Below are 18,882 nucleotides of genomic sequence, written 5' to 3' on the forward strand. Positions count from 1 at the left end.
CGGTGCCGCGCACACCGTAAGGACCGGCCCGTCCACCGCCCGCGCCACCCCCGGAGGCGGAGTGACCCACTCCACAGGCCCGGCGCGTTGCAGGCGACGGCGGGCCGTCACACACTCGCCATCAGCGCGTCGCCCGCGTGACACACCCGGTCGCAGCAGGCCTCCCGCCGGCACCACCCCGCACGACCCCGCACACCCGGGACGACGACGTCGGCCCGGCCACCGAGTCCGGTACCCGCCAGGGACTGGAACGAGAGGTGACCGCGATGCCTGCTGCCCGCAGGACCCCCCGCGCTGCCGGGCTCCCGCCCGCCGACAGCGCTCCCGCCCGGCTCCGCGTCGGGGTCATCGGGGCCGGCCGTGTCGGGTCGGTCCTGGGCGCCGCCCTCGCCACCGCCGGCCACGACGTGGTCGCCGCCTCCGGTGTGTCCACCGCCTCCGCCGAGCGCGCGGCCCGGCTGCTGCCAGGTGTCCCGCTGCTGCCCGCCGACGAGGTCGTCGCCGCCTCCGACCTCGTCGTCCTCGCCGTCCCCGACGACACGCTGGCCGGCCTGGTCGCGGGTCTGGCCGGTACGGGCCACTGGCGGGCCGGCCAGATCGCCTTCCACACCTCCGGCGCGCACGGCCTGTCGGTGCTCGGGCCCGCGGAGCAGGCCGGCGTCCTGCCGCTCGCGCTGCACCCGGCCATGACCTTCACCGGCGCCCCCGAGGACGCCGACCGGCTCACCGGCGCGCCGTTCGGCGTCACCAGCCGGCCCCTGCACCGGGCGGTCGCCGAGACCCTGGTGCTCGAGATGGGCGGCGAGCCGTTCTTCGTCGCCGAGGCCGACCGGCGGCTCTACCACGCCGCGCTGGTCACCGGCGCGAACCACCTGGTCACCCTGGTCGCCGAGGCGGCCGACCTGCTGCGCAGCGCCGGCGTCGACAGCCCCGCCCGCGTGCTCGCCCCGCTGCTCACCGCCGCGCTGGACAACGGGCTGCGGCGCGGCGACCGCGGGCTCACCGGCCCGGTCAGCCGCGGCGACGTCGGTACCGTCGCCGACCACCTCGAGACGCTCACCGACCGGGCCCCGGCGTCGGTGGCCGCCTACGTGGCGATGGCCCAGCGGACCACCGAGCGCGCGCTGGCGGCCGGCCGGCTCAAGCGGCACGAGGGTGCGCCCCTGCTCGACCTGCTCTACGAGGCCGCGGACCCGGCGGGCTCCCGGTGACCTCTCCTCCGGCCGTCGCCGGGACCGCCGCGGAGCTGCGCGAGGTGGTCGCCGGCCTGCCCGGCCCGGTCGCCCTGGTGCCCACCATGGGCGCGCTGCACGAGGGGCACCGGACGCTGGTGCGCGCCGCCCGGGAGCGGGCCGGCAGCGTCGTCGTCTCGGTGTTCGTCAACCCGACCCAGTTCGGGCCCGGCGAGGACCTCGACCGCTACCCCCGCACCTGGGACGCCGACCTCGCCGCGCTCACCGAGGAGCGCGCCGACGTCGTCTTCCACCCGCCGGTCGGGGAGGTCTACCCGTCCGGTGCGCTCGGCGTCACCGTCGACCCCGGCCCGCTCGGCGGCGTGCTCGAGGGCGCGGTGCGGCCCGGGCACTTCGCCGGCGTGCTGACCGTCGTCGCCAAGCTGTTCGGCCTGGCCCGGCCCGACCTGGCGTTCTTCGGCGAGAAGGACTACCAGCAGCTCACGCTCGTGCGCGCGATGGTGCGCGAGCTCGCACTGCCGGTGGAGGTCGTCGGCGTCCCCACCGCCCGCGAGGACGACGGCCTGGCGCTGTCGAGCCGCAACCGCTACCTCGCGCCCGACGAGCGGGCCCGCGCCGCGACGGTGCACCGGGCGCTGTGCGCCGGCGCGGACGCCGGGCCGCGGGGCGCGGGCGCCGTCCTCGCCGCCGCGCGGGAGGTCCTCGCCACCGCGCCCGAGCTGGTGCCCGACTACCTCGAGCTCACCGACCCCGACCTCGGCCGCGCCCCCACGGCCGGCCCCGCCCGCCTGCTGGTCGCCGTCCGCGCCGGCAGCACCCGACTCCTCGACAACACCGCCGTCCGACTGGGAGGCCCCCGATGATGCGCACGATGCTCAAGTCCAAGATCCACCGGGCGACGGTGACCCAGGCCGACCTGCACTACGTGGGCTCGGTGACCGTCGACGAGGACCTGCTCGACGCCGCCGACCTGCTGCCCGGCGAGCAGGTGGCGATCGTCGACGTGACCAACGGCGCCCGGCTGGAGACCTACGTCATCCCCGGCGAGCGGGGCAGCGGCGTCATCGGCATCAACGGCGCCGCCGCGCACCTGGTGCACCCCGGCGACCTGGTCATCCTGATCAGCTACGGCCTCATGGACGAGACCGAGGCCAAGGCGTACATCCCGAAGGTCGTGCACGTCGACGGCGCCAACCGCGTCGTCGAGCTCGGCGGCGACCCCTCCGCCCCGGTGCCCGGCGCCACCGACCAGCGGCGCAGCGACCTGGGCGTGCCGGTCCGGTGACCACGCTGGCGGCCGACCCGGTGGTCGGGCTGCCCACCCGGCTGGCCGCGCCGGCGCCCGGGTGGGAGCTGTCGGCCGACGTCTGCGTCGTCGGCTCCGGCGTCGCCGGGCTGTGCGTCGCGCTGCACGCCCGTGCCGCGGGCCTGTCGGTCGCCGTGGTCACCAAGGTCCGGGTCGACGACGGCTCGACCCGCTGGGCGCAGGGTGGCATCGCCGCGGTCCTCGACCCGGCCGACACCCCGGAGGCGCACGCCCGCGACACCGAGGTGGCCGGCGTCGGGCTGTGCGAGCCCGCCGCGGTGCACGCGCTGGTGACCGAGGGCCCGGCGCGGCTGCACCAGCTCATCGACTGGGGCGCCGGCTTCGACCGCGACCCCTCCGGCCGGCTCCTGCTCACTCGCGAGGGCGGGCACTCCGCCGACCGGATCGTGCACGCCGGCGGCGACGCCACCGGGGCCGAGGTCATGCGGGCGCTGTGCGAGGCCGTGCACGCCGACCCCGGCATCACCCTCGTCGAGCACGCGATGGTGCTCGACCTGCTCACCGACGCCACCGGGCGGGCGGCGGGGGTCACCCTGCACGTCCTCGGCGAGGGCACCGAGGACGGCGTCGGCGCGGTGCGCTCGCGCGCCGTCGTGCTCGCCACCGGCGGGATGGGGCAGGTCTACGCCGCCACCACCAACCCGCCGGTGTCCACCGGTGACGGCGTGGCGCTGGGCCTGCGGGCGGGGGCCGTCGCCACCGACCTGGAGTTCGTGCAGTTCCACCCGACGTCGCTGTACCTGGGCCCGGGCGTGCGCGGCCAGCAGCCGCTGGTCAGCGAGGCGCTGCGCGGCGAGGGCGCGGTGCTGCGCGACGGCGCGGGGGAGCGGTTCATGCTCGGCGTCCACCCGCTGGCCGAGCTCGCCCCGCGCGACGTGGTCGCCAAGGCGATCACCCGGGTGCAGCTGCGCGACGGGGTGGACCACGTCTGGCTCGACGCCCGCGGCATCGACGGCCTGGCGCAGCGGTTCCCGACGATCGTCGCCCGCTGCCGGGCGGGCGACGTCGACCCGGTCACCGAGCTGGTGCCGGTCACGCCCGCGGCGCACTACGCCTCCGGCGGGCTGGTCACCGACCTGTCCGGGCGCACCACCGTCGCGGGCCTCTACGCGTGCGGGGAGGTGGCCTGCACCGGCGTGCACGGGGCCAACCGGCTGGCGTCGAACTCGCTGCTCGAGGGGCTGGTCTTCGCCGCCCGCATCGGCGCGGACCTGGCCCGCTCGCTGCCGCCGTCGGCCCCCGCGGTCGACGCGGCGCCGGCGACCGGCGGGCTGCTCGACCCGGCCGGCCGCCGCGTGGTCACCGACACGATGTCGGGCCGCGTCGCGGCGCTGCGCTCGGGCGCCGGGCTGGCCGAGGCCACGCACACGCTGGCCGGGCTGGCCGCCTCGCTGGCCGGCGGGCCCGGTGCGGCGCCCGGCGTGGACAGCTGGGAGGCCACCGGGCTGCTCACCGTCGCGAGCGCGCTGACCGCGGCGGCCACCGCGCGGGAGGAGACCCGCGGCTGCCACTGGCGCGAGGACCACCCCGACAGCGAGGACCGGTGGCGGGTGCACCTCGACGTCCGCCTCGGCGGGGACGGACGGCTGTCGCTGACCCGCCGCCCGGTGGGCGCGCCGGTGGTGTCCCCGTGGTGAGCGGACAGGGGCGTGAGCATCGCAGCGAGGAACGAGCGAGGAGCGGAGCGCCCCGCGGGAGCGAACGGGAGGCATGGTGAGCGGAGACCCGCGCTCGCTCGAGGGCACGGGCCTGTCGGAGGCGTGGGTCGAGGAGCTGGTCGAGCGCACGCTGGCCGAGGACCTCGCCGGGGGCGCGGTGCTGCCGAGCGAGCCGGACCTCGCCGTCGCCCTGGACGTCACCAGCGCCGCCACCGTCCCCCCGGCGCAGTACGGCACCGCCGACCTGGTCGCCCGCGCCGACGGCGTCGTCGCAGGCCTGCCGGTCGCGGCCCGGGTGTTCACCAGGCTCGCCCCCGGCGCCACGCTCACCGCCGGGGCCGCCGACGGCGACCGGGTGACCCGGGGCGACGTGCTGCTGACCGTGCGCGGGCCGGTGCGGGCGCTGCTGGCCGCCGAGCGGAGCGCGCTGAACATCGCCAGCCGCGCCAGCGGCATCGCCACCGCGACCCGGGCCTGGGTGGACGCCGTCGAGGGCACCGGGGCGGTCGTCCTCGACACCCGCAAGACCACGCCCGGCCTGCGCCCGCTGGAGAAGTACGCCGTGCGCTGCGGCGGCGGGTCGAACAAGCGCATGGGCCTCTACGACGTCGCGATGGTGAAGGACAACCACGTCGCCGCCGCCGGCTCGGTGGGCGCCGCGGTGGCCGCCGTCCGCGAGCGGGCGCCGCGGGTGCCGGTGCAGGTGGAGGCCGACACCCCGGCCCAGGCGGCCGAGGCGGTCGAGGCCGGCGCCGATTTCCTGCTGCTGGACAACATGCCCCCCGCGCGGCTGCGCGAGGTGGTCGCGCTGGTCGGGGGCCGCGCGGAGCTCGAGGCCACCGGCGGACTGACCCTCGCCGTCGCCCGCGAGGTCGCCGCGACCGGGGTGGACTTCCTGTCGGTGGGCGCGCTCACGCACTCCTCGCCGATCCTCGACCTCGCCCTCGACCTGCGGAGCTGACCGGCCGTGCTGCTCACCGTCGACGTCGGCAACAGCCAGACCGTGCTGGCCACCTTCGACGGCGCCCGCCGGGTCGGCTGCTGGCGGGTGACCACCCACCCGCGGGCCACCTCCGACGAGCTGCGGATGCTCTGGCGCGGCCTGCTGCGCGACACCGAGGTCACCGGCGTCGCCGCCTGCTCGACGGTGCCGGCCCTGCTGCCGGCGCTGCGCGGGCTGCTGGAGTCCCTCGAGGTGCCGGTCGTGCTCATCGGCCCCGGCGTGCGCACCGGCGTCCCGCTGCACGTGGACAACCCGCGCGAGGTCGGCGCCGACCGCGTGGTCACCGCGCTGGCCGCCCACGAGCTGTTCGGCACCGCGCCCGACGGGCGCTCCCGGCCGGTCGTCGTCGTCGACTTCGGCACCTCGACCAACGTGGACGCCGTCGGACCGGACGGGCAGTTCCTCGGCGGCGCGCTGGCGCCGGGCCTCGAGGTCAGCCTGGAGGCGCTCGCCTCCCGCGCCGCTCAGCTGCGCTCGGTCGAGCTGACCGTCCCGGCGCAGGCCATCGGCAAGAACACGGTCGCCGCGCTGCAGTCGGGGGTCGTGCTCGGCTTCGCCGGGCTGGTCGACGGGCTGGTCGACCGGATCGGCGCCGAGCTGGAGGCGCAGTTCGGCCGCGCGCCGGTCGTCGTCGCCACCGGCGGGCTGGCGCCCCTGGTGGCCGACAGCTGCCGGTCCATCGGCGCCCGGGAGCCCGACCTCACGGTGCACGGGCTGCGGCTGGCCTTCGCGCGCCAGCAGGCGGCCGGCCGCCGGTAGCCGCCGGGGTGGTGGGGCGCACGCCCGTAGGCTCGGGCGCCGTGAGCGACCTGCCTCCCGGCCCCCCGGACGACGAGCTCCCCGAGCAGCTGCGCGTGCGGCGCGCCAAGCTCGACCGGCTGCGCGAGGCCGGCACCGACCCCTACCCGGTCACGGTGGGGCGCACGACGTCGCTGGCCGACGTCCGCGCCGAGCACCCCGACCTCGAGCCCGACACGATGACCGGTGAGCGGGTCGGCGTCACCGGCCGGGTCATCTTCAGCCGCAACACCGGCAAGCTCTGCTTCGCGACGCTGCGCGAGGGCGACGCCGAGCTGCAGGTCATGCTCTCCCGCGACCGGGTCGGGGAGGAGGCGCTCGACGCCTGGAAGGCCGACGTCGACCTCGGCGACCACGTCGTCGTCGAGGGCGAGGTCGGGACGTCGCGGCGGGGCGAGCTGTCGGTGTTCGCCGACTCCTGGCGGCTGGCCGCCAAGGCGCTGCGGCCGCTGCCGGTGGCGCACAAGCCGATGAGCGAGGAGCTGCGGGTCCGCCGCCGCTACGTCGACCTCATCGTCCGCGACGAGGCGCGCCGGACCGTCCGCCAGCGGGCCGCGGTGGTGGCGGCGCTGCGGGCCGGCCTCACCGCCCGCGGGTTCCTCGAGGTCGAGACGCCGATGCTGCAGACGGTCCACGGCGGTGCCGCGGCCCGGCCGTTCCGCACCCACATGAACGCCTTCGACCTCGACCTGTACCTGCGGATCGCACCGGAGCTGTTCCTCAAGCGGTGCATCGTGGGCGGGCTGGAGAAGGTCTTCGAGATCAACCGCAACTTCCGCAACGAGGGCGCCGACAGCTCGCACTCGCCGGAGTTCGCGATGCTCGAGTTCTACGAGGCCTGGACCGACTACGCCGGCGTCGCGCGCACCACCCGGGAGCTGGTCCAGGAGAGCTGCGCGGCGCTGTTCGGCGACCACACCGCCCGCCACCACGACGGCACCGAGATCGACCTGTCGGGGGAGTGGCCGCAGGTGCCGCTGTACTCCCTGGTGTCCGACGCCGTCGGCGAGGAGGTCACCCCGGAGACGCCGGTCGAGCACCTGCGGGCCCTCGCGGAGCGGCACGACGTCGGCGTGGACCCGGCGTGGCTCCCCGGCAAGGTGGTGGAGGAGCTGTTCGAGGCGCTGGTGCAGGACTCCCTGCAGGCGCCGACCTTCGTCGTCGACTACCCCGTGGACACCTCGCCGCTGACCCGCGCGCACCGCACGACGCCGGGCCTGGCCGAGAAGTGGGACCTCTACATCGGGGGCGTCGAGCGCGGGACCGGCTACTCCGAGCTCGTCGACCCCGTGGTGCAGCGCGAGCGGTTCACCCAGCAGGCGCTGCTGGCCGCCGCGGGCGACCCGGAGGCGATGGTCCTCGACGAGGACTTCCTCGAGGCCCTCGAGTACGGCATGCCGCCCAGCGGCGGGGTCGGGATGGGCATCGACCGGCTGATGATGACGCTCACCGGTCTCGGTATCCGGGAGACGATCCTGTTCCCTTTGGTGCGGCCGATTTCCTGAACCGCGCGTCCCGATCGGACACTTTCTCCCCGAATTGGGCGAACCGCGGTGTGCAATTCGTCCTATTGTGCCGTCGTGTGGTGGAATGGCCGCGTTGTCCGCGAGGACGGCGACCAATCGTCCGGCCACGGGGGCCGAGAAGGAGTGAGGTAGAAGGAATGGCACGCAAGGTCCAGGTGATCCTCAGCGACGACCTCGACGAGGACGTCCCCGCCGACGAGACGGTGAGCTTCTCCCTCGACGGCACGAACTACGAGATCGACCTGTCGGAGAAGAACGCCAAGGAACTGCGTGACGCGTTCTCCCGTTACGTGCAGGCCGCCCGCAAGGTCGGTCGCGGGAGCGGCGGCCGGGCCTCCGGTGGCGGCCGTTCCCGCGCCACCGGCGGCGGTCGCATGGACCGCGAGCAGGCCGGCGCCATCCGCGAGTGGGCCCGCAAGAACGGCCACGAGGTCAGCGACCGCGGCCGCATCCCCGCCAGCGTCGTCGAGGCCTACGAAGCGGCCCACTGAGGAAGGACCCCCTCGCCCCCCACCCCTCGCTCCGCTCGGGGTGGGCCCCTGCGAGGGGGCCGTTCCAGCACGTCACCCCGCTCGGGGTGGGCCCCTGCGAGGGGCTGATCCAGCAGGTCACCGACGGCCCGGCACCCACTCGGGTGCCGGGCCGTCGGCGTCCCTGCCGCGACGCGCCGTCCGCTGTCGGCGTAAACCGGATCGGAACACCGTCCGTGCACCATCGGTTGACCCGGACAGCCACCCACCGCCCGCCGGTCGAGGCCGACAGGACGGCGTGGTCCGTGACTACAGTGGAAAGACCGGTGCCCCAGCGCGCCGACGGACGTCGGGTGCTCCTCTCCACGAGCGGGGAGGGCAGTGCCGGACCAGCCGGTCAGAGGAGAAGCAGCGCATGTTCGAACGGTTCACCGACCGAGCCCGACGGGTGGTCGTCCTGGCGCAGGAAGAGGCCAGGATGCTCAACCACAACTACATCGGCACCGAGCACATCCTCCTGGGCCTCATCCACGAGGGTGAGGGCGTCGCTGCCAAGGCCCTCGAGTCCCTCGGCATCTCGCTCGAGGGCGTCCGCCAGCAGGTCGAGGAGATCATCGGCCAGGGCCAGCAGGCCCCGTCCGGGCACATCCCCTTCACGCCGCGGGCGAAGAAGGTCCTCGAGCTGTCCCTGCGCGAGGCCCTGCAGCTCGGTCACAACTACATCGGCACCGAGCACATCCTGCTCGGCCTGATCCGCGAGGGCGAGGGCGTCGCCGCGCAGGTCCTGGTCAAGCTGGGTGCCGACCTCAACCGCGTCCGCCAGCAGGTCATCCAGCTGCTCTCGGGCTACCAGGGCAAGGAGCCGGCCGCGGCCGGCGGCCCCTCCGAGGGCACCCCGTCGACGTCGCTGGTGCTCGACCAGTTCGGCCGCAACCTGACGCAGGCCGCCCGCGACTCCAAGCTCGACCCGGTCATCGGCCGGTCGAAGGAGATCGAGCGGGTCATGCAGGTCCTCTCGCGGCGGACCAAGAACAACCCCGTCCTCATCGGCGAGCCCGGCGTCGGCAAGACCGCCGTCGTCGAGGGCCTCGCGCAGGCCATCGTCAAGGGCGAGGTCCCCGAGACGCTGAAGGACAAGCAGCTCTACACCCTCGACCTCGGCGCGCTGGTCGCCGGGTCGCGCTACCGCGGTGACTTCGAGGAGCGCCTGAAGAAGGTGCTCAAGGAGATCCGCACCCGCGGCGACATCATCCTGTTCATCGACGAGATCCACACCCTCGTCGGTGCCGGTGCCGCCGAGGGCGCGATCGACGCCGCCAGCATCCTCAAGCCGATGCTGGCCCGTGGTGAGCTGCAGACGATCGGTGCCACCACGCTCGACGAGTACCGCAAGCACCTGGAGAAGGACGCCGCCCTCGAGCGCCGCTTCCAGCCGATCCAGGTGGGCGAGCCGACGCTCACCCACACGATCGAGATCCTCAAGGGCCTGCGCGACCGCTACGAGGCGCACCACCGGATCAGCATCACCGACGGCGCACTCGTCGCCGCCGCCACGCTGGCCGACCGGTACATCTCCGACCGCTTCCTGCCGGACAAGGCGATCGACCTGATCGACGAGGCTGGTGCCCGGATGCGGATCAAGCGGATGACCGCGCCGCCGGACCTGCGCGAGTTCGACGAGCGGATCGCCGGCATCCGGCGCGAGAAGGAGTCCGCGATCGACGCGCAGGACTTCGAGAAGGCCGCCTCGCTGCGCGACAAGGAGAAGCAGCTCCTGGGCGAGAAGGCCGAGCGCGAGAAGGCGTGGAAGGCCGGTGACATGGACGTCGTCGCCGAGGTCGACGACGAGCAGATCGCCGAGGTGCTGGCCAACTGGACCGGGATCCCCGTCTTCAAGCTCACCGAGGAGGAGACCACGCGTCTGCTCCGCATGGAGGAGGAGCTCCACAAGCGGATCATCGGCCAGGAAGAGGCCATCAAGAGCGTCAGCCAGGCGATCCGGCGCACCCGCGCGGGCCTCAAGGACCCGCGTCGCCCCGGTGGCTCGTTCATCTTCGCCGGCCCCTCGGGTGTCGGTAAGACCGAGCTGGCCAAGGCGCTCGCGCAGTTCCTCTTCGGTGAGGACGACGCTCTCATCCAGATCGACATGGGCGAGTTCCACGACCGGTTCACCGTGTCGCGTCTGGTCGGTGCGCCTCCCGGCTACGTCGGTTACGACGAGGGCGGCCAGCTGACCGAGAAGGTGCGGCGCAAGCCGTTCTCGGTGGTCCTCTTCGACGAGATCGAGAAGGCGCACGCGGACGTGTTCAACACGCTCCTGCAGGTGCTGGAGGACGGCCGGCTCACCGACGGTCAGGGCCGGATCGTGGACTTCAAGAACACGATCCTGATCCTCACGACCAACCTTGGGACGCGCGACATCTCCAAGGCGGTGGGGCTGGGCTTCCAGGTCGGCAACGACACCCAGTCCAACTACGAGCGGATGAAGAACAAGGTCAACGAGGAGCTCAAGCAGCACTTCCGGCCGGAGTTCCTCAACCGCATCGACGACATCGTCGTGTTCCACCAGCTGACCGAGGACGAGATCATCGAGATCGTCGACCTCATGGTCGCCCGTGTGGAGAGCCAGCTGGCGAACAAGGACATGTCGCTGGAGATCACGCAGGACGCCAAGAAGCTGCTGGCGGCCCGCGGGTTCGACCCGGTGCTGGGCGCCCGGCCGCTGCGCCGGACCATCCAGCGCGAGATCGAGGACGCGCTGTCGGAGAAGATCCTCTACGGCGAGCTGACCGCTGGTCAGATCATCGTGGTGGACGTCGAGGGCGAGGGCCCGACCGCGAAGTTCACCTTCCGCGGCGAGGCCAAGCCGATCGACGTGCCCGACACGCCCCCGGTGGCGCTCACCGTCGGCGACGACGAGGACGGCCAGGGCGGCCCCACGTCCCTGGAGAAGAAGTAGTCCCACACCGCACCACCGACGAGGGCCGTCTCCCGCACCGCGGGGGGCGGCCCTCGCCGCGTCCGGAGTCGGCGCCACGATCAGGTGACCTGATCGTGGCGCGTCCTCCCGCACGGTGGGACGTGAGGGAGGACGCGCTGCGGTGAGGGAGGACGGCGGGCGGCGGGGTCAGGCGGGGAGGGTGGACCGGCCACGGTGCCGGGAGCGGTGACCGTCTCCCGCACGATCGGCCACCTGCCCGCCACGGACCACCCCGCGACGACGTCGCCGGCCGGTGTGGTCTCCGTCTCCCGGCGATCCGGTCAGCGGGCGGCGGCGACCGGGCCGAGGTCCACGGCGCGGTGCACCCAGGTGCCGGTGACGACCATCCCGACCCGCTCGTAGAGGCTGAGGGCGCCGGTGCGGGAGTCGGTGGACAGCTCGCAGCGCGTGGCGCCGTGCCGGCGGGCGTTGGCGAAGGCGTCCGCGAGGAGGGCCCGGGCCAGCCCGAGCCCGCGCCGGTCCCGGCGCACCGCGAGCTTGTCGACGTAGCCGTCCGGGCCACCGGTGACCAGGAAGCAGGCACCGACCACATCGCCGTGCGGGTCCGCGACGACCCGCAGGTGCCACGGCTCGAAACCGGGGCGGCGCACGGTCGTCGCGGCGAAGTCCTCGAACGACCGCCGGTCCCGCTGCGACCACTCGAGGAAGGCGTCCTCGACCACCGTCCAGGCGGCCCGGTGGTCCGCCTCGCCGGCCGCCGTCCGGATGGAGTACCCGTCCGGCAGGGGCTGGGCCTCGATCCGCGTGTCCTCGGGGAGCTCCAGCAGCCACGAGGTCCACCGGACGTCGTAGCCGAGGTGCGCCAGCAGGACGTCCGCGGGGGAGCCCTGGGGCACGGACATGCCGAGGACCGGGGCGCCGCGTTCGCGTGCCAGCTGCCGGGTCCAGGCCGCCAGCGCCGTGCCGATGCCCCGTCCGCGGTACTGCAGGTGCACGGCGGCATCACCACGTCCCTCGCCCGAGACCTCGGCGTAGGCGACCAGCCGGCTGCCGTCGAAGACGCCGAGCGTGCTGGCGGGTACGTCGAAGCTGGGACGCTGCCAGTCCCCGACGATGTCGGCCTCCTCGATCTCGACGGTGCCGATGTCGTGCAGCTCCTGGGCGGCCATCAGCTCGTAGACCGCACGGGCGTCTCCCGCGGTCAGGGGTCGGGCGGTGAGCTCCCCGGGCAGCTGCACGGGCCCAGTGAACCGCGCCGCGGGGCCGTCGCACGACCGGTTTCGGTGGCGCGAGGTGTCGCGGGCCGGTCAGTGGGGGAGTCGGAACCTCCCGTCGGCGGACTGCTCGACCAGCCCGTCGGCCAGCAGCGAGTCCAGGCAGCGGGCGCGCTGCACGGCGTCGTCCCACGCGGCGTCGAGGACCTCGGCCGGCACCGGGCCGTCCGCGGCCCGCAGGACGTCGAGCAGCCGGCCGCGCACCTGCCGGTCGGTCCCGGCGAAGCGCTGCACCCGCCGCGGCGGCCCGTCGGCGGCCGGAGAGCCCGCCAGCCGCCAGGCGCAGCGCTCGCGCACCGGGCAGACGGCGCAGCGCGGCGTCCGGGCGACGCAGACCAGCGCGCCGAGTTCCATCGCCGCCACCGAGAACCGGCAGGCCCGCTCCCGGTCGGCCGGCGCCAGCGCCGCGACGTCGGCGAGGTCGGACGCCCGCGCGGTGCCCGCCTCGGCGCGGCCGTGCACCAGCCGGGCCACGACCCGGCGCACGTTGGTGTCCACGACCGGCTGGGGCTGCCCGTGGCCGAAGCAGGCCACCGCCCGGGCCGTGTAGGTCCCCACGCCCGGCAGGGCCTCCAGGGCCGCCACGTCGGCCGGGACGGTCCCTCCGTGCCGCTCGGTCAGGGCGACGGCGGTCTCGCGCAGCCGCAGCGCCCGGCGCGGGTAGCCGAGCTTGCCCCAGGCGCGGATGACCTCCGCCGGTGAGGCGTCGGCCAGGTCCGCCGGCGTGGGCCAGCGCGCCATCCACGCCGTCCACACCGGCTCGACCCGCGCCACCGGTGTCTGCTGCAGCATCACCTCGCTGACCAGCACCGCCCACGGGTCCACACCGGGACGCCGCCACGGCAGGTCCCGGGCGGCGGTGTCGTACCAGTCGACGAGGGCGTCCCCGAGTCCGGCCGTGCTGCTCACGGGGGTCCAGTGTGCCCGGCCCGGTCGGCGGCGTGCCCCGTGCGGCGGCGGGACGAGGGGGCACTACCGTCCGTCTCGTGCTGCACCCGGTCGGACCGCTGCCGTCCGCCGTCTACTGGCGACGGCGCCTGCTGGTGCTGGCCGTGCTGCTCGCCGTGCTCGGCGGTGGCGGCTGGCTCGGCGTCTCGCTGCTGACCGGCTCCGGGGACAGCGCCGCGGCGGCCGGCTCGTCGTCCTCCCCGGCCGGCACCCCCGCGCTCGACCGGGTGGTCCCCTCGCTGGCCAGCGTCCGGACGCCGACCCCGGCGCCCAGCACCACGCCGCCGCCACCGCAGCAGCCCGCCCCGCCGGCGCAGCAGGCCGACGCGCCGTGCGGGGACGACGTCATCGCCCTCGAGGTCCGCACGCCCGGCACGGTGCCCGCCGGGTCCGCCCCGGTGCTCGAGCTCGTCGTCACCAACACCGCGCCCGTGCCGTGCACCCGGGTGCTGGACAAGCAGCTGCAGGAGATGGTGCTGCTCGACGGCGCCGGCGCCCGGCTGTGGGGCAGCAACGACTGCCGGCCCGAGACCAGCAGCGACACCCGCACGCTGGCACCCGGCGAGCAGGTCGTCTTCCCGCTGACCTGGAGCGGCCTGACCAGCGAGCCGACCTGCACCGCGGCACGCGTGCCGGTGGGGCCGGGGACCTACGTGGTGCGAGCGCGGCTGGACACCAAGACCAGCCCGGACGCCCCCCTGCAGGTCACCTGACCTGTGGCCCCCGGGGGGCCTTCGTTCAGCTGTAGCGGTCGAGGATCGAGGTCTCGGCCAGCCGGGACAGCCCCTCGCGGATGCCGCGGGCCCGGGCCTCGCCGACGCCGTCGACGGCCAGCAGGTCCTCGATGGTGGCCGCCAGCAGCTTCTGCAGCCCGCCGAAGTGCTCGACCAGCCGGTCGATGATCGCGGCCGGCAGGCGCGGCACCCGGGCCAGCAGCCGGTAGCCGCGCGGGCTGACGGGGGAGTCCAGCGCGTCGGCCGAGGTGGGCAGGCCGTAGCAGCGGGCGACCGCGGAGAGGTCCAGCAGCTCGGTGGCCGACAGCGTGCGCAGCTCGGCCAGCACGTCCTCGATGGTCCGCGGGCGGCGGGCGGCACCGCCGGGCATGTAGTCGCGCACCAGCAGTGCGCGGTCCTCCTCCACGCCGGCGAGCATCTCGTCGAGCTGCAGCGCGAGCAGCCGGCCGTCGGTGCCCAGCTCGACGACGAAACCCTCGATCTCGTCGGCGATCCGGCGGACCATCTCCAGCCGCTGGCTGACGCTCATCGCGTCGCGGACGGTGACCAGGTCCTCGATCTCCAGCGCCGACAGGGTGCTGGCGACCTCGTCGAGCCGCAGCTTGTAGCGCTCCAGCGCCGCCAGGGCCTGGTTGGCGCGGGCGAGGATCGTCGTCGGGTGCTCGAGGGTGTACCGCCGGCCGGCGACGTAGACGCTGATGATGTGCATCGACTGGCTCACCGAGATCACCGGGAAGCCGGTCTGCACGGCGACCCGCTCGGCGGTCCGGTGGCGGGTGCCCGACTCCTCGGTGGGGACCGTCGGGTCGGGCATGAGGTGCACGCCCGCCCGCACGATGCGCAGGCCGTCGGAGGAGAGGATGACCGCGCCGTCCATCTTGGCCAGCTCGCGCAGCCGGGTGGCCGACAGCGCGACGTCGAGGGCGAACCCGCCGGTGCAGATGGACTCCACGACCCGGTCGTAGCCCAGCACGATCAGCGCACCGGTGCGGCCGGCCAGGATCCGCTCCAGCCCGTCGCGCAGCGCCGTGCCCGGGGCGATGCGGCCGAGGAGTCCGCGCAGGGCGACCTCGGAGTCCACAGCGGGGGGCACGGGCGCTCCTGACGTCGTCGCGGTTCGACCGCCGAGTCTACGGGTCCCGCGTCGCGGCGGGTCGGGAGCGGGGTGCGGGCGCCCGGACGCCGAGCGGCACAGCCGGCCTCATCCGGGGAACAGCCCGGCCAGCGCCGCACCGAGGTCGGGGACCTGCATCAGCCGCATCCCCTTGGGGGCCGTCCCGGCGTCCGGCGGCACGAGCGCCAGCCGGTACCCCTGGCGGGCCGCCTCGGCCAGCCGCCGGCCGGTGCCGCCGACCCGGCGGATCTCGCCGGACAGGCCCACCTCGCCCAGCGCCACCATCCCCTCGGGCAACGGGGTGTCCTTCGACGCCGACGCGATGGCCAGCGCCAGTGCGAGGTCGGCCGCCGGCTCGGCGATCTTCACCCCGCCGACCGAGGCGGCGAACACGTCGGCGTCGGCCAGCCGCACCCCGCCGCGGCGCTCGACGACGGCGTTGACCATCGCGACCCGCTGGGAGTCCAGCCCGCTCACCGCCCGGCGGGGCGAGCCGCCGCCGGCGCTGGTGGCCACCAGCGCCTGCACCTCGGCCAGCAGCGGCCGGCTGCCCTCCATCGTCACCGTGACGCAGCTGCCGGGCACCGACGCGGTGCGGCGGGAGACGAACAGGTGGGACGGGTCGGGGACGCCGACGACGCCGCGGTCGCCGATCTCGAAGCAGCCGATCTCGTCGGCCGGGCCGAAGCGGTTCTTCGTGGCCCGGACCAGGCGCAGCGTGGAGTGCCGCTCGCCGTCGAAGGAGACGACCACGTCGACCAGGTGCTCGAGCGCCCGCGGGCCGGCGATCGCGCCGTCCTTGGTGACGTGCCCGACCAGGATCGTCGTCATCCCGCGCGACTTGGCGACGGCGGTCAGCGCCGTGGCGACCGCGCGGACCTGAGAGGCGCCGCCGTCGGTGCCGTCGACGGCGGGGGAGCGGACGGTCTGCACGCTGTCGAGCACCAGAAGCGAGGGGGCGACCTGCTCCACGTGCGCGAGGACGGCCGACAGCTCGGTCTCGGCGGCCAGGTAGAGCCGCTCGTGCAGCGCGTCGATCCGCTCGGCGCGCAACCGCACCTGCGCCGCGGACTCCTCGCCGGACACCACCAGCGTGGGGCCGCCTGCCGCCGCGACCCGGTGGGCGACCTCGAGCAGCAGCGTGGACTTGCCCACCCCGGGCTCGCCCGCCACCAGCACCACCGCGCCGGGCACCAGGCCGCCGCCGAGGACGCGGTCGAACTCGGGGATGCCGGTGGGCACCGCGCGGGCGCCGGTGAGCTCGACCTGCGCGATCGGCCGGGCCGGCGCGGTGACCGGGCCGGCGGCGACCGCCCGCAGCGCGGGCGCCGTGGCGCCGACCTCCTGGAGCGTGCCCCAGGCCTGGCACTCCGGGCAGCGGCCGACCCACTTCGCCGACGCGTAGCCGCACTCGGTGCAGCGGTGGGCGGGACGGGCGGGCTTCACTCCGGAGGGGGGCACCCCGTCACGGTAGGTGGGGGGACCGACAGTCCCGCCTCACTCCGTCTGGGTGTCCTCCTCGCTCTCCGGGTTCTCGGCCTCGCCGGCCTCGCCCTCGTGGAAGTCGAAGGCCTCACCGCGCTCGAGTTCCTCCTCGGGCTGGCCCACGAGCGCCTCGATCTCGATCTCCCCGGCCTGCTCGAAGGTCAGCGTGAGGGGCAGCGTCTGCCCCGGCGTCAGCGGCTCGGCGAGGTCCTGCAGCGTGATGGTCGCGTCGCCGTCCTGGCCGATGTAGAGCGCCGTGTCGGCGGGGATCTCCAGCGACAGGTCCGAGCCGCCCGTGGCGCCGGTCGTACCGGGCGCGGGCGCGGTGGTGGGCTGGTTGCCCGCCGGGGACGACGGCGACGGGGTCGGGCCGGTGCCGGAGACCCGGATGCCCGAGAAGCCCTCGCCCTCGATCCCGGTGAGGGTCTCGTCCTCGTTCGAGGCGTTGACGATGGTCATGACCAGCACCGCGTCGTCGCCCTCCTCGTAGGCGTTCTCGTCCGGGTAGGCGATCAGCACCTGGCGCAGGAGGACGTCCTCGACCTGGGCCTGCGGCCCGACCTTGTCGCGGTCCTGGGTGCCGGTCTGCGAGACCTGCCCGGCGCTGCACGCACCGAGCGCGACGGGGCTGATCACGAGAGCACCCGTCAGGGCAGCGCGCAGCGCGCGGTTCACGGCGGTCGACCTCCAGCGAGAGACGTGCCGGCCACCGTGGGTCTCGATGGCCCGAGTCGCGCCGAGCGTAACGGTCCACCCACCATGTCCGCCGGGAGGTGAGGCCGATGCGGGGCCCGGGACCGGGCGCCGGCGCGGAGGAGCACGACCCCGCGCTCGCCGACTTCCCCGAGCGGTCGCCCGCGACGCGACGATGGCTGTTCGCCGACCAGCTCGGCCCCCACTTCCTCGACCGGCCCGACCAGCCGGTGCTGCTGGTCGAGTCGAAGGCCGTGTTCGCCCGGCGCCGCTTCCACCGGCAGAAGGCGCACCTGGTGCTCTCCGCGCTGCGCCACCGGGCCGCCGAGCTGGGGGAGCAGGCGCACCTGCACCGGGTCGCCACCTACGCCGAGGCGCTGGACCGCTACGACGAGCCGCTGAGCGTCTGCGCGCCCACCACCTGGAGCGGCCGCGACCTCGTCCTCGCGCGCCCCGGCGTCGAGGTGCTGGCCGCCCGCGGGTTCGTCAGCTCGCAGGGCGAGTTCGCGCGGTGGGCGCAGGGGCGCGGCCGTCGCCGCCTGGTCATGGAGGACTTCTACCGCGATGCCCGCCGCCGCCTCGACGTCCTCATGGACGGCGCCGAGCCGCTGGGCGGGACGTGGAACCTCGACGCCCAGAACCGCGAGCCCCCGCCGCGGGACGGCCGCTCGCCGGCGCCGGAGCCGTGGTGGCCCGCCGAGGACGAGATCGACGAGCAAGTGCGCGCCGACCTCGACCGCTGGGAGGCCGACGGCGAGGTCTCCTTCGTCGGTGACGACGGCCCTCGGCTGTTCCCGGTCACCCGCGAGGAGGCGCTCACCCGGCTGCACGACTTCCTCGCCGCGCGGCTGGGCGCCTTCGGCCCGCACGAGGACGCGATGCTCGCCGACGAGCGCTGGCTGGCCCACTCGCTGCTCTCCCCGGCGATGAACCTCGGCCTGCTCGACCCGCTGGAGGTCGTGCGCGCCGCCGAGGCCACCGCGCGCGCCCGCGCCGCCGACGGCGACCCGCTGCCGCTGAACTCCGTGGAGGGCTTCGTCCGGCAGGTCATGGGCTGGCGCGACTACACCTGGCACACCTACTGGCACTTCGGCCGCCACTACCGGCACGCCAACGCGCTGCGGGCGCTCGAGCCGGTGCCCGGGTGGATGGCCGAGCTCGACGACTCCGCCGTCGACGCCGCCTGCCTGTCCGGCGTGCTGGGCGACCTGCGCCGCGACGGCTGGGTGCACCACATCCCCCGGCTGATGGTGCTGGGCAACTACGCGCTGCAGCGCGGCATCGACCCGCGGGAGCTGACCGACTGGTTCCACCGGACCTTCGTCGACGGCTACGACTGGGTGATGGTGGCCAACGTCGTCGGCATGAGCCAGCACGCCGACGGCGGGGCGCTGGCCACCAAGCCCTACGCCGCCGGGGGCGCCTACATCGACCGGATGAGCGACTACTGCGGCCGCTGCCCCTACGACCCCCGGCAGCGCCTCGGTGACGACGCCTGCCCCTACACCGCCGGCTACTGGGCCTTCCTCGACCGCAACCGCGAGCGGCTGGCCGGCAACCAGCGGATGCGCCGTCCGCTGCAGGGCCTCGACCGGCTGCGCGACCTGTCGCTGGTCGTCGAGCAGGAGACCGCCCGCGGCACCAGCGCCCCCTGACAGAGGCCCCTGATCGGGGGACGGCGGTCCAGTTCCGCGGCGTCCCTGCCGATGCCCTCTCCG

16 protein-coding genes are annotated in these 18,882 nt (G+C 75.0%); 11 read left to right on the top strand and 5 right to left on the bottom strand.

All coding sequences use genetic code 11. The features are described from left to right. Nucleotides 1–266 precede the first annotated feature (266 nt). The 9 genes from ACI79O_RS02875 to ACI79O_RS02915 all read left to right on the top strand — a co-directional run bounded on the left by ACI79O_RS02875 (nucleotide 267) and on the right by ACI79O_RS02915 (nucleotide 10,934). Complete coding sequence (locus tag ACI79O_RS02875; protein WP_456875120.1) at nucleotides 267–1,211, top strand: Rossmann-like and DUF2520 domain-containing protein; 945 nt, start codon at nucleotides 267–269, stop codon at nucleotides 1,209–1,211. After that, nucleotides 1,208–2,056, top strand: coding sequence for a pantoate--beta-alanine ligase (panC, locus tag ACI79O_RS02880; RefSeq protein WP_456913321.1), 849 nt, complete (start codon nucleotides 1,208–1,210; stop codon nucleotides 2,054–2,056). Before ACI79O_RS02875 ends, panC begins: the two co-directional genes overlap by 4 nt. Further along, a complete protein-coding gene (gene panD / locus ACI79O_RS02885; protein ID WP_456893123.1) occupies nucleotides 2,053–2,478 on the top strand; it encodes an aspartate 1-decarboxylase in 426 nt (141 codons plus the stop codon). The genes panC and panD overlap by 4 nt, the downstream gene beginning before the upstream one ends. Beyond that, on the top strand, nucleotides 2,475–4,157 hold the full coding sequence (locus ACI79O_RS02890; protein WP_456893121.1) for an L-aspartate oxidase: 1,683 nt from the start codon (nucleotides 2,475–2,477) through the stop codon (nucleotides 4,155–4,157). The genes panD and ACI79O_RS02890 overlap by 4 nt, the downstream gene beginning before the upstream one ends. Nucleotides 4,158–4,233: 76 nt before the next feature. Further along, nucleotides 4,234–5,139 carry a carboxylating nicotinate-nucleotide diphosphorylase gene (gene nadC / locus ACI79O_RS02895; RefSeq protein ID WP_456913322.1) on the top strand — a complete coding sequence of 302 codons (906 nt, stop codon included), beginning with the start codon at nucleotides 4,234–4,236 and terminating at the stop codon, nucleotides 5,137–5,139. Between the two features lie 6 nt (nucleotides 5,140–5,145). Next, nucleotides 5,146–5,940, top strand: coding sequence for a type III pantothenate kinase (locus ACI79O_RS02900; protein ID WP_456875115.1), 795 nt, complete (start codon nucleotides 5,146–5,148; stop codon nucleotides 5,938–5,940). A 41-nt stretch (nucleotides 5,941–5,981) separates the two neighbouring features. Next, nucleotides 5,982–7,484, top strand: coding sequence for a lysine--tRNA ligase (lysS, locus tag ACI79O_RS02905; RefSeq protein WP_456893117.1), 1,503 nt, complete (start codon nucleotides 5,982–5,984; stop codon nucleotides 7,482–7,484). A 158-nt stretch (nucleotides 7,485–7,642) separates the two neighbouring features. Continuing rightward, nucleotides 7,643–7,996 carry a histone-like nucleoid-structuring protein Lsr2 gene (locus tag ACI79O_RS02910; protein WP_456875113.1) on the top strand — a complete coding sequence of 118 codons (354 nt, stop codon included), beginning with the start codon at nucleotides 7,643–7,645 and terminating at the stop codon, nucleotides 7,994–7,996. Nucleotides 7,997–8,390: 394 nt separating this feature from the next. Beyond that, entirely contained in the window at nucleotides 8,391–10,934 is a 2,544-nt protein-coding gene (locus ACI79O_RS02915; RefSeq protein WP_456893115.1) for an ATP-dependent Clp protease ATP-binding subunit, read from the top strand. A gap of 302 nt (nucleotides 10,935–11,236) precedes the next feature. Here ACI79O_RS02915 and ACI79O_RS02920 read toward each other — a convergent pair whose 3' ends face one another. Together ACI79O_RS02920 and ACI79O_RS02925 are read right to left on the bottom strand one after the other, a co-directional pair. Further along, the gene (locus ACI79O_RS02920) at nucleotides 11,237–12,154 is read right to left on the bottom strand and encodes a GNAT family N-acetyltransferase (protein WP_456913323.1); all 918 of its coding nucleotides are present in this window, start codon (nucleotides 12,152–12,154) and stop codon (nucleotides 11,237–11,239) included. A 69-nt stretch (nucleotides 12,155–12,223) separates the two neighbouring features. After that, on the bottom strand, nucleotides 12,224–13,099 hold the full coding sequence (locus ACI79O_RS02925) for an A/G-specific adenine glycosylase (RefSeq protein ID WP_456913324.1): 876 nt from the start codon (nucleotides 13,097–13,099) through the stop codon (nucleotides 12,224–12,226). A gap of 77 nt (nucleotides 13,100–13,176) precedes the next feature. Between ACI79O_RS02925 and ACI79O_RS02930 the strand changes: the two genes are divergently transcribed. Beyond that, complete coding sequence (locus ACI79O_RS02930; protein ID WP_456913325.1) at nucleotides 13,177–13,851, top strand: MucR family transcriptional regulator; 675 nt, start codon at nucleotides 13,177–13,179, stop codon at nucleotides 13,849–13,851. A 25-nt stretch (nucleotides 13,852–13,876) separates the two neighbouring features. Here ACI79O_RS02930 and disA read toward each other — a convergent pair whose 3' ends face one another. From disA to ACI79O_RS02945, 3 genes are all read right to left on the bottom strand, one after another. Then, a complete protein-coding gene (disA, locus tag ACI79O_RS02935) occupies nucleotides 13,877–14,965 on the bottom strand; it encodes a DNA integrity scanning diadenylate cyclase DisA (protein ID WP_456913326.1) in 1,089 nt (362 codons plus the stop codon). A 108-nt stretch (nucleotides 14,966–15,073) separates the two neighbouring features. Then, nucleotides 15,074–16,447 (bottom strand): DNA repair protein RadA, encoded by a 1,374-nt coding sequence (radA, locus tag ACI79O_RS02940; protein WP_456913327.1) that lies wholly within the window; start codon nucleotides 16,445–16,447, stop codon nucleotides 15,074–15,076. Nucleotides 16,448–16,483: 36 nt separating this feature from the next. Then, the gene (locus ACI79O_RS02945; RefSeq protein ID WP_456893105.1) at nucleotides 16,484–17,107 is read right to left on the bottom strand and encodes a hypothetical protein; all 624 of its coding nucleotides are present in this window, start codon (nucleotides 17,105–17,107) and stop codon (nucleotides 16,484–16,486) included. A gap of 146 nt (nucleotides 17,108–17,253) precedes the next feature. Between ACI79O_RS02945 and ACI79O_RS02950 the strand changes: the two genes are divergently transcribed. Next, entirely contained in the window at nucleotides 17,254–18,819 is a 1,566-nt protein-coding gene (locus tag ACI79O_RS02950) for a cryptochrome/photolyase family protein (RefSeq protein ID WP_456913328.1), read from the top strand. Nucleotides 18,820–18,882 lie beyond the last annotated feature (63 nt).

It is taken from the genome of Geodermatophilus sp. SYSU D00696, from assembly GCF_054050235.1.

Excerpts from the sequence above, each read along its gene's own strand:
- ACI79O_RS02950 (WP_456913328.1), top strand. The coding sequence starts at position 17,254 with ATGCGGGGCCCGGGACCGGGCGCCGGCGCGGAGGAGCACGACCCCGCG.
- ACI79O_RS02915 (WP_456893115.1), top strand. The coding sequence starts at position 8,391 with ATGTTCGAACGGTTCACCGACCGAGCCCGACGGGTGGTCGTCCTGGCG.
- ACI79O_RS02910 (WP_456875113.1), top strand. The coding sequence starts at position 7,643 with ATGGCACGCAAGGTCCAGGTGATCCTCAGCGACGACCTCGACGAGGAC.
- ACI79O_RS02875 (WP_456875120.1), top strand. The coding sequence starts at position 267 with ATGCCTGCTGCCCGCAGGACCCCCCGCGCTGCCGGGCTCCCGCCCGCC.
- panD (WP_456893123.1), top strand. The coding sequence starts at position 2,053 with ATGATGCGCACGATGCTCAAGTCCAAGATCCACCGGGCGACGGTGACC.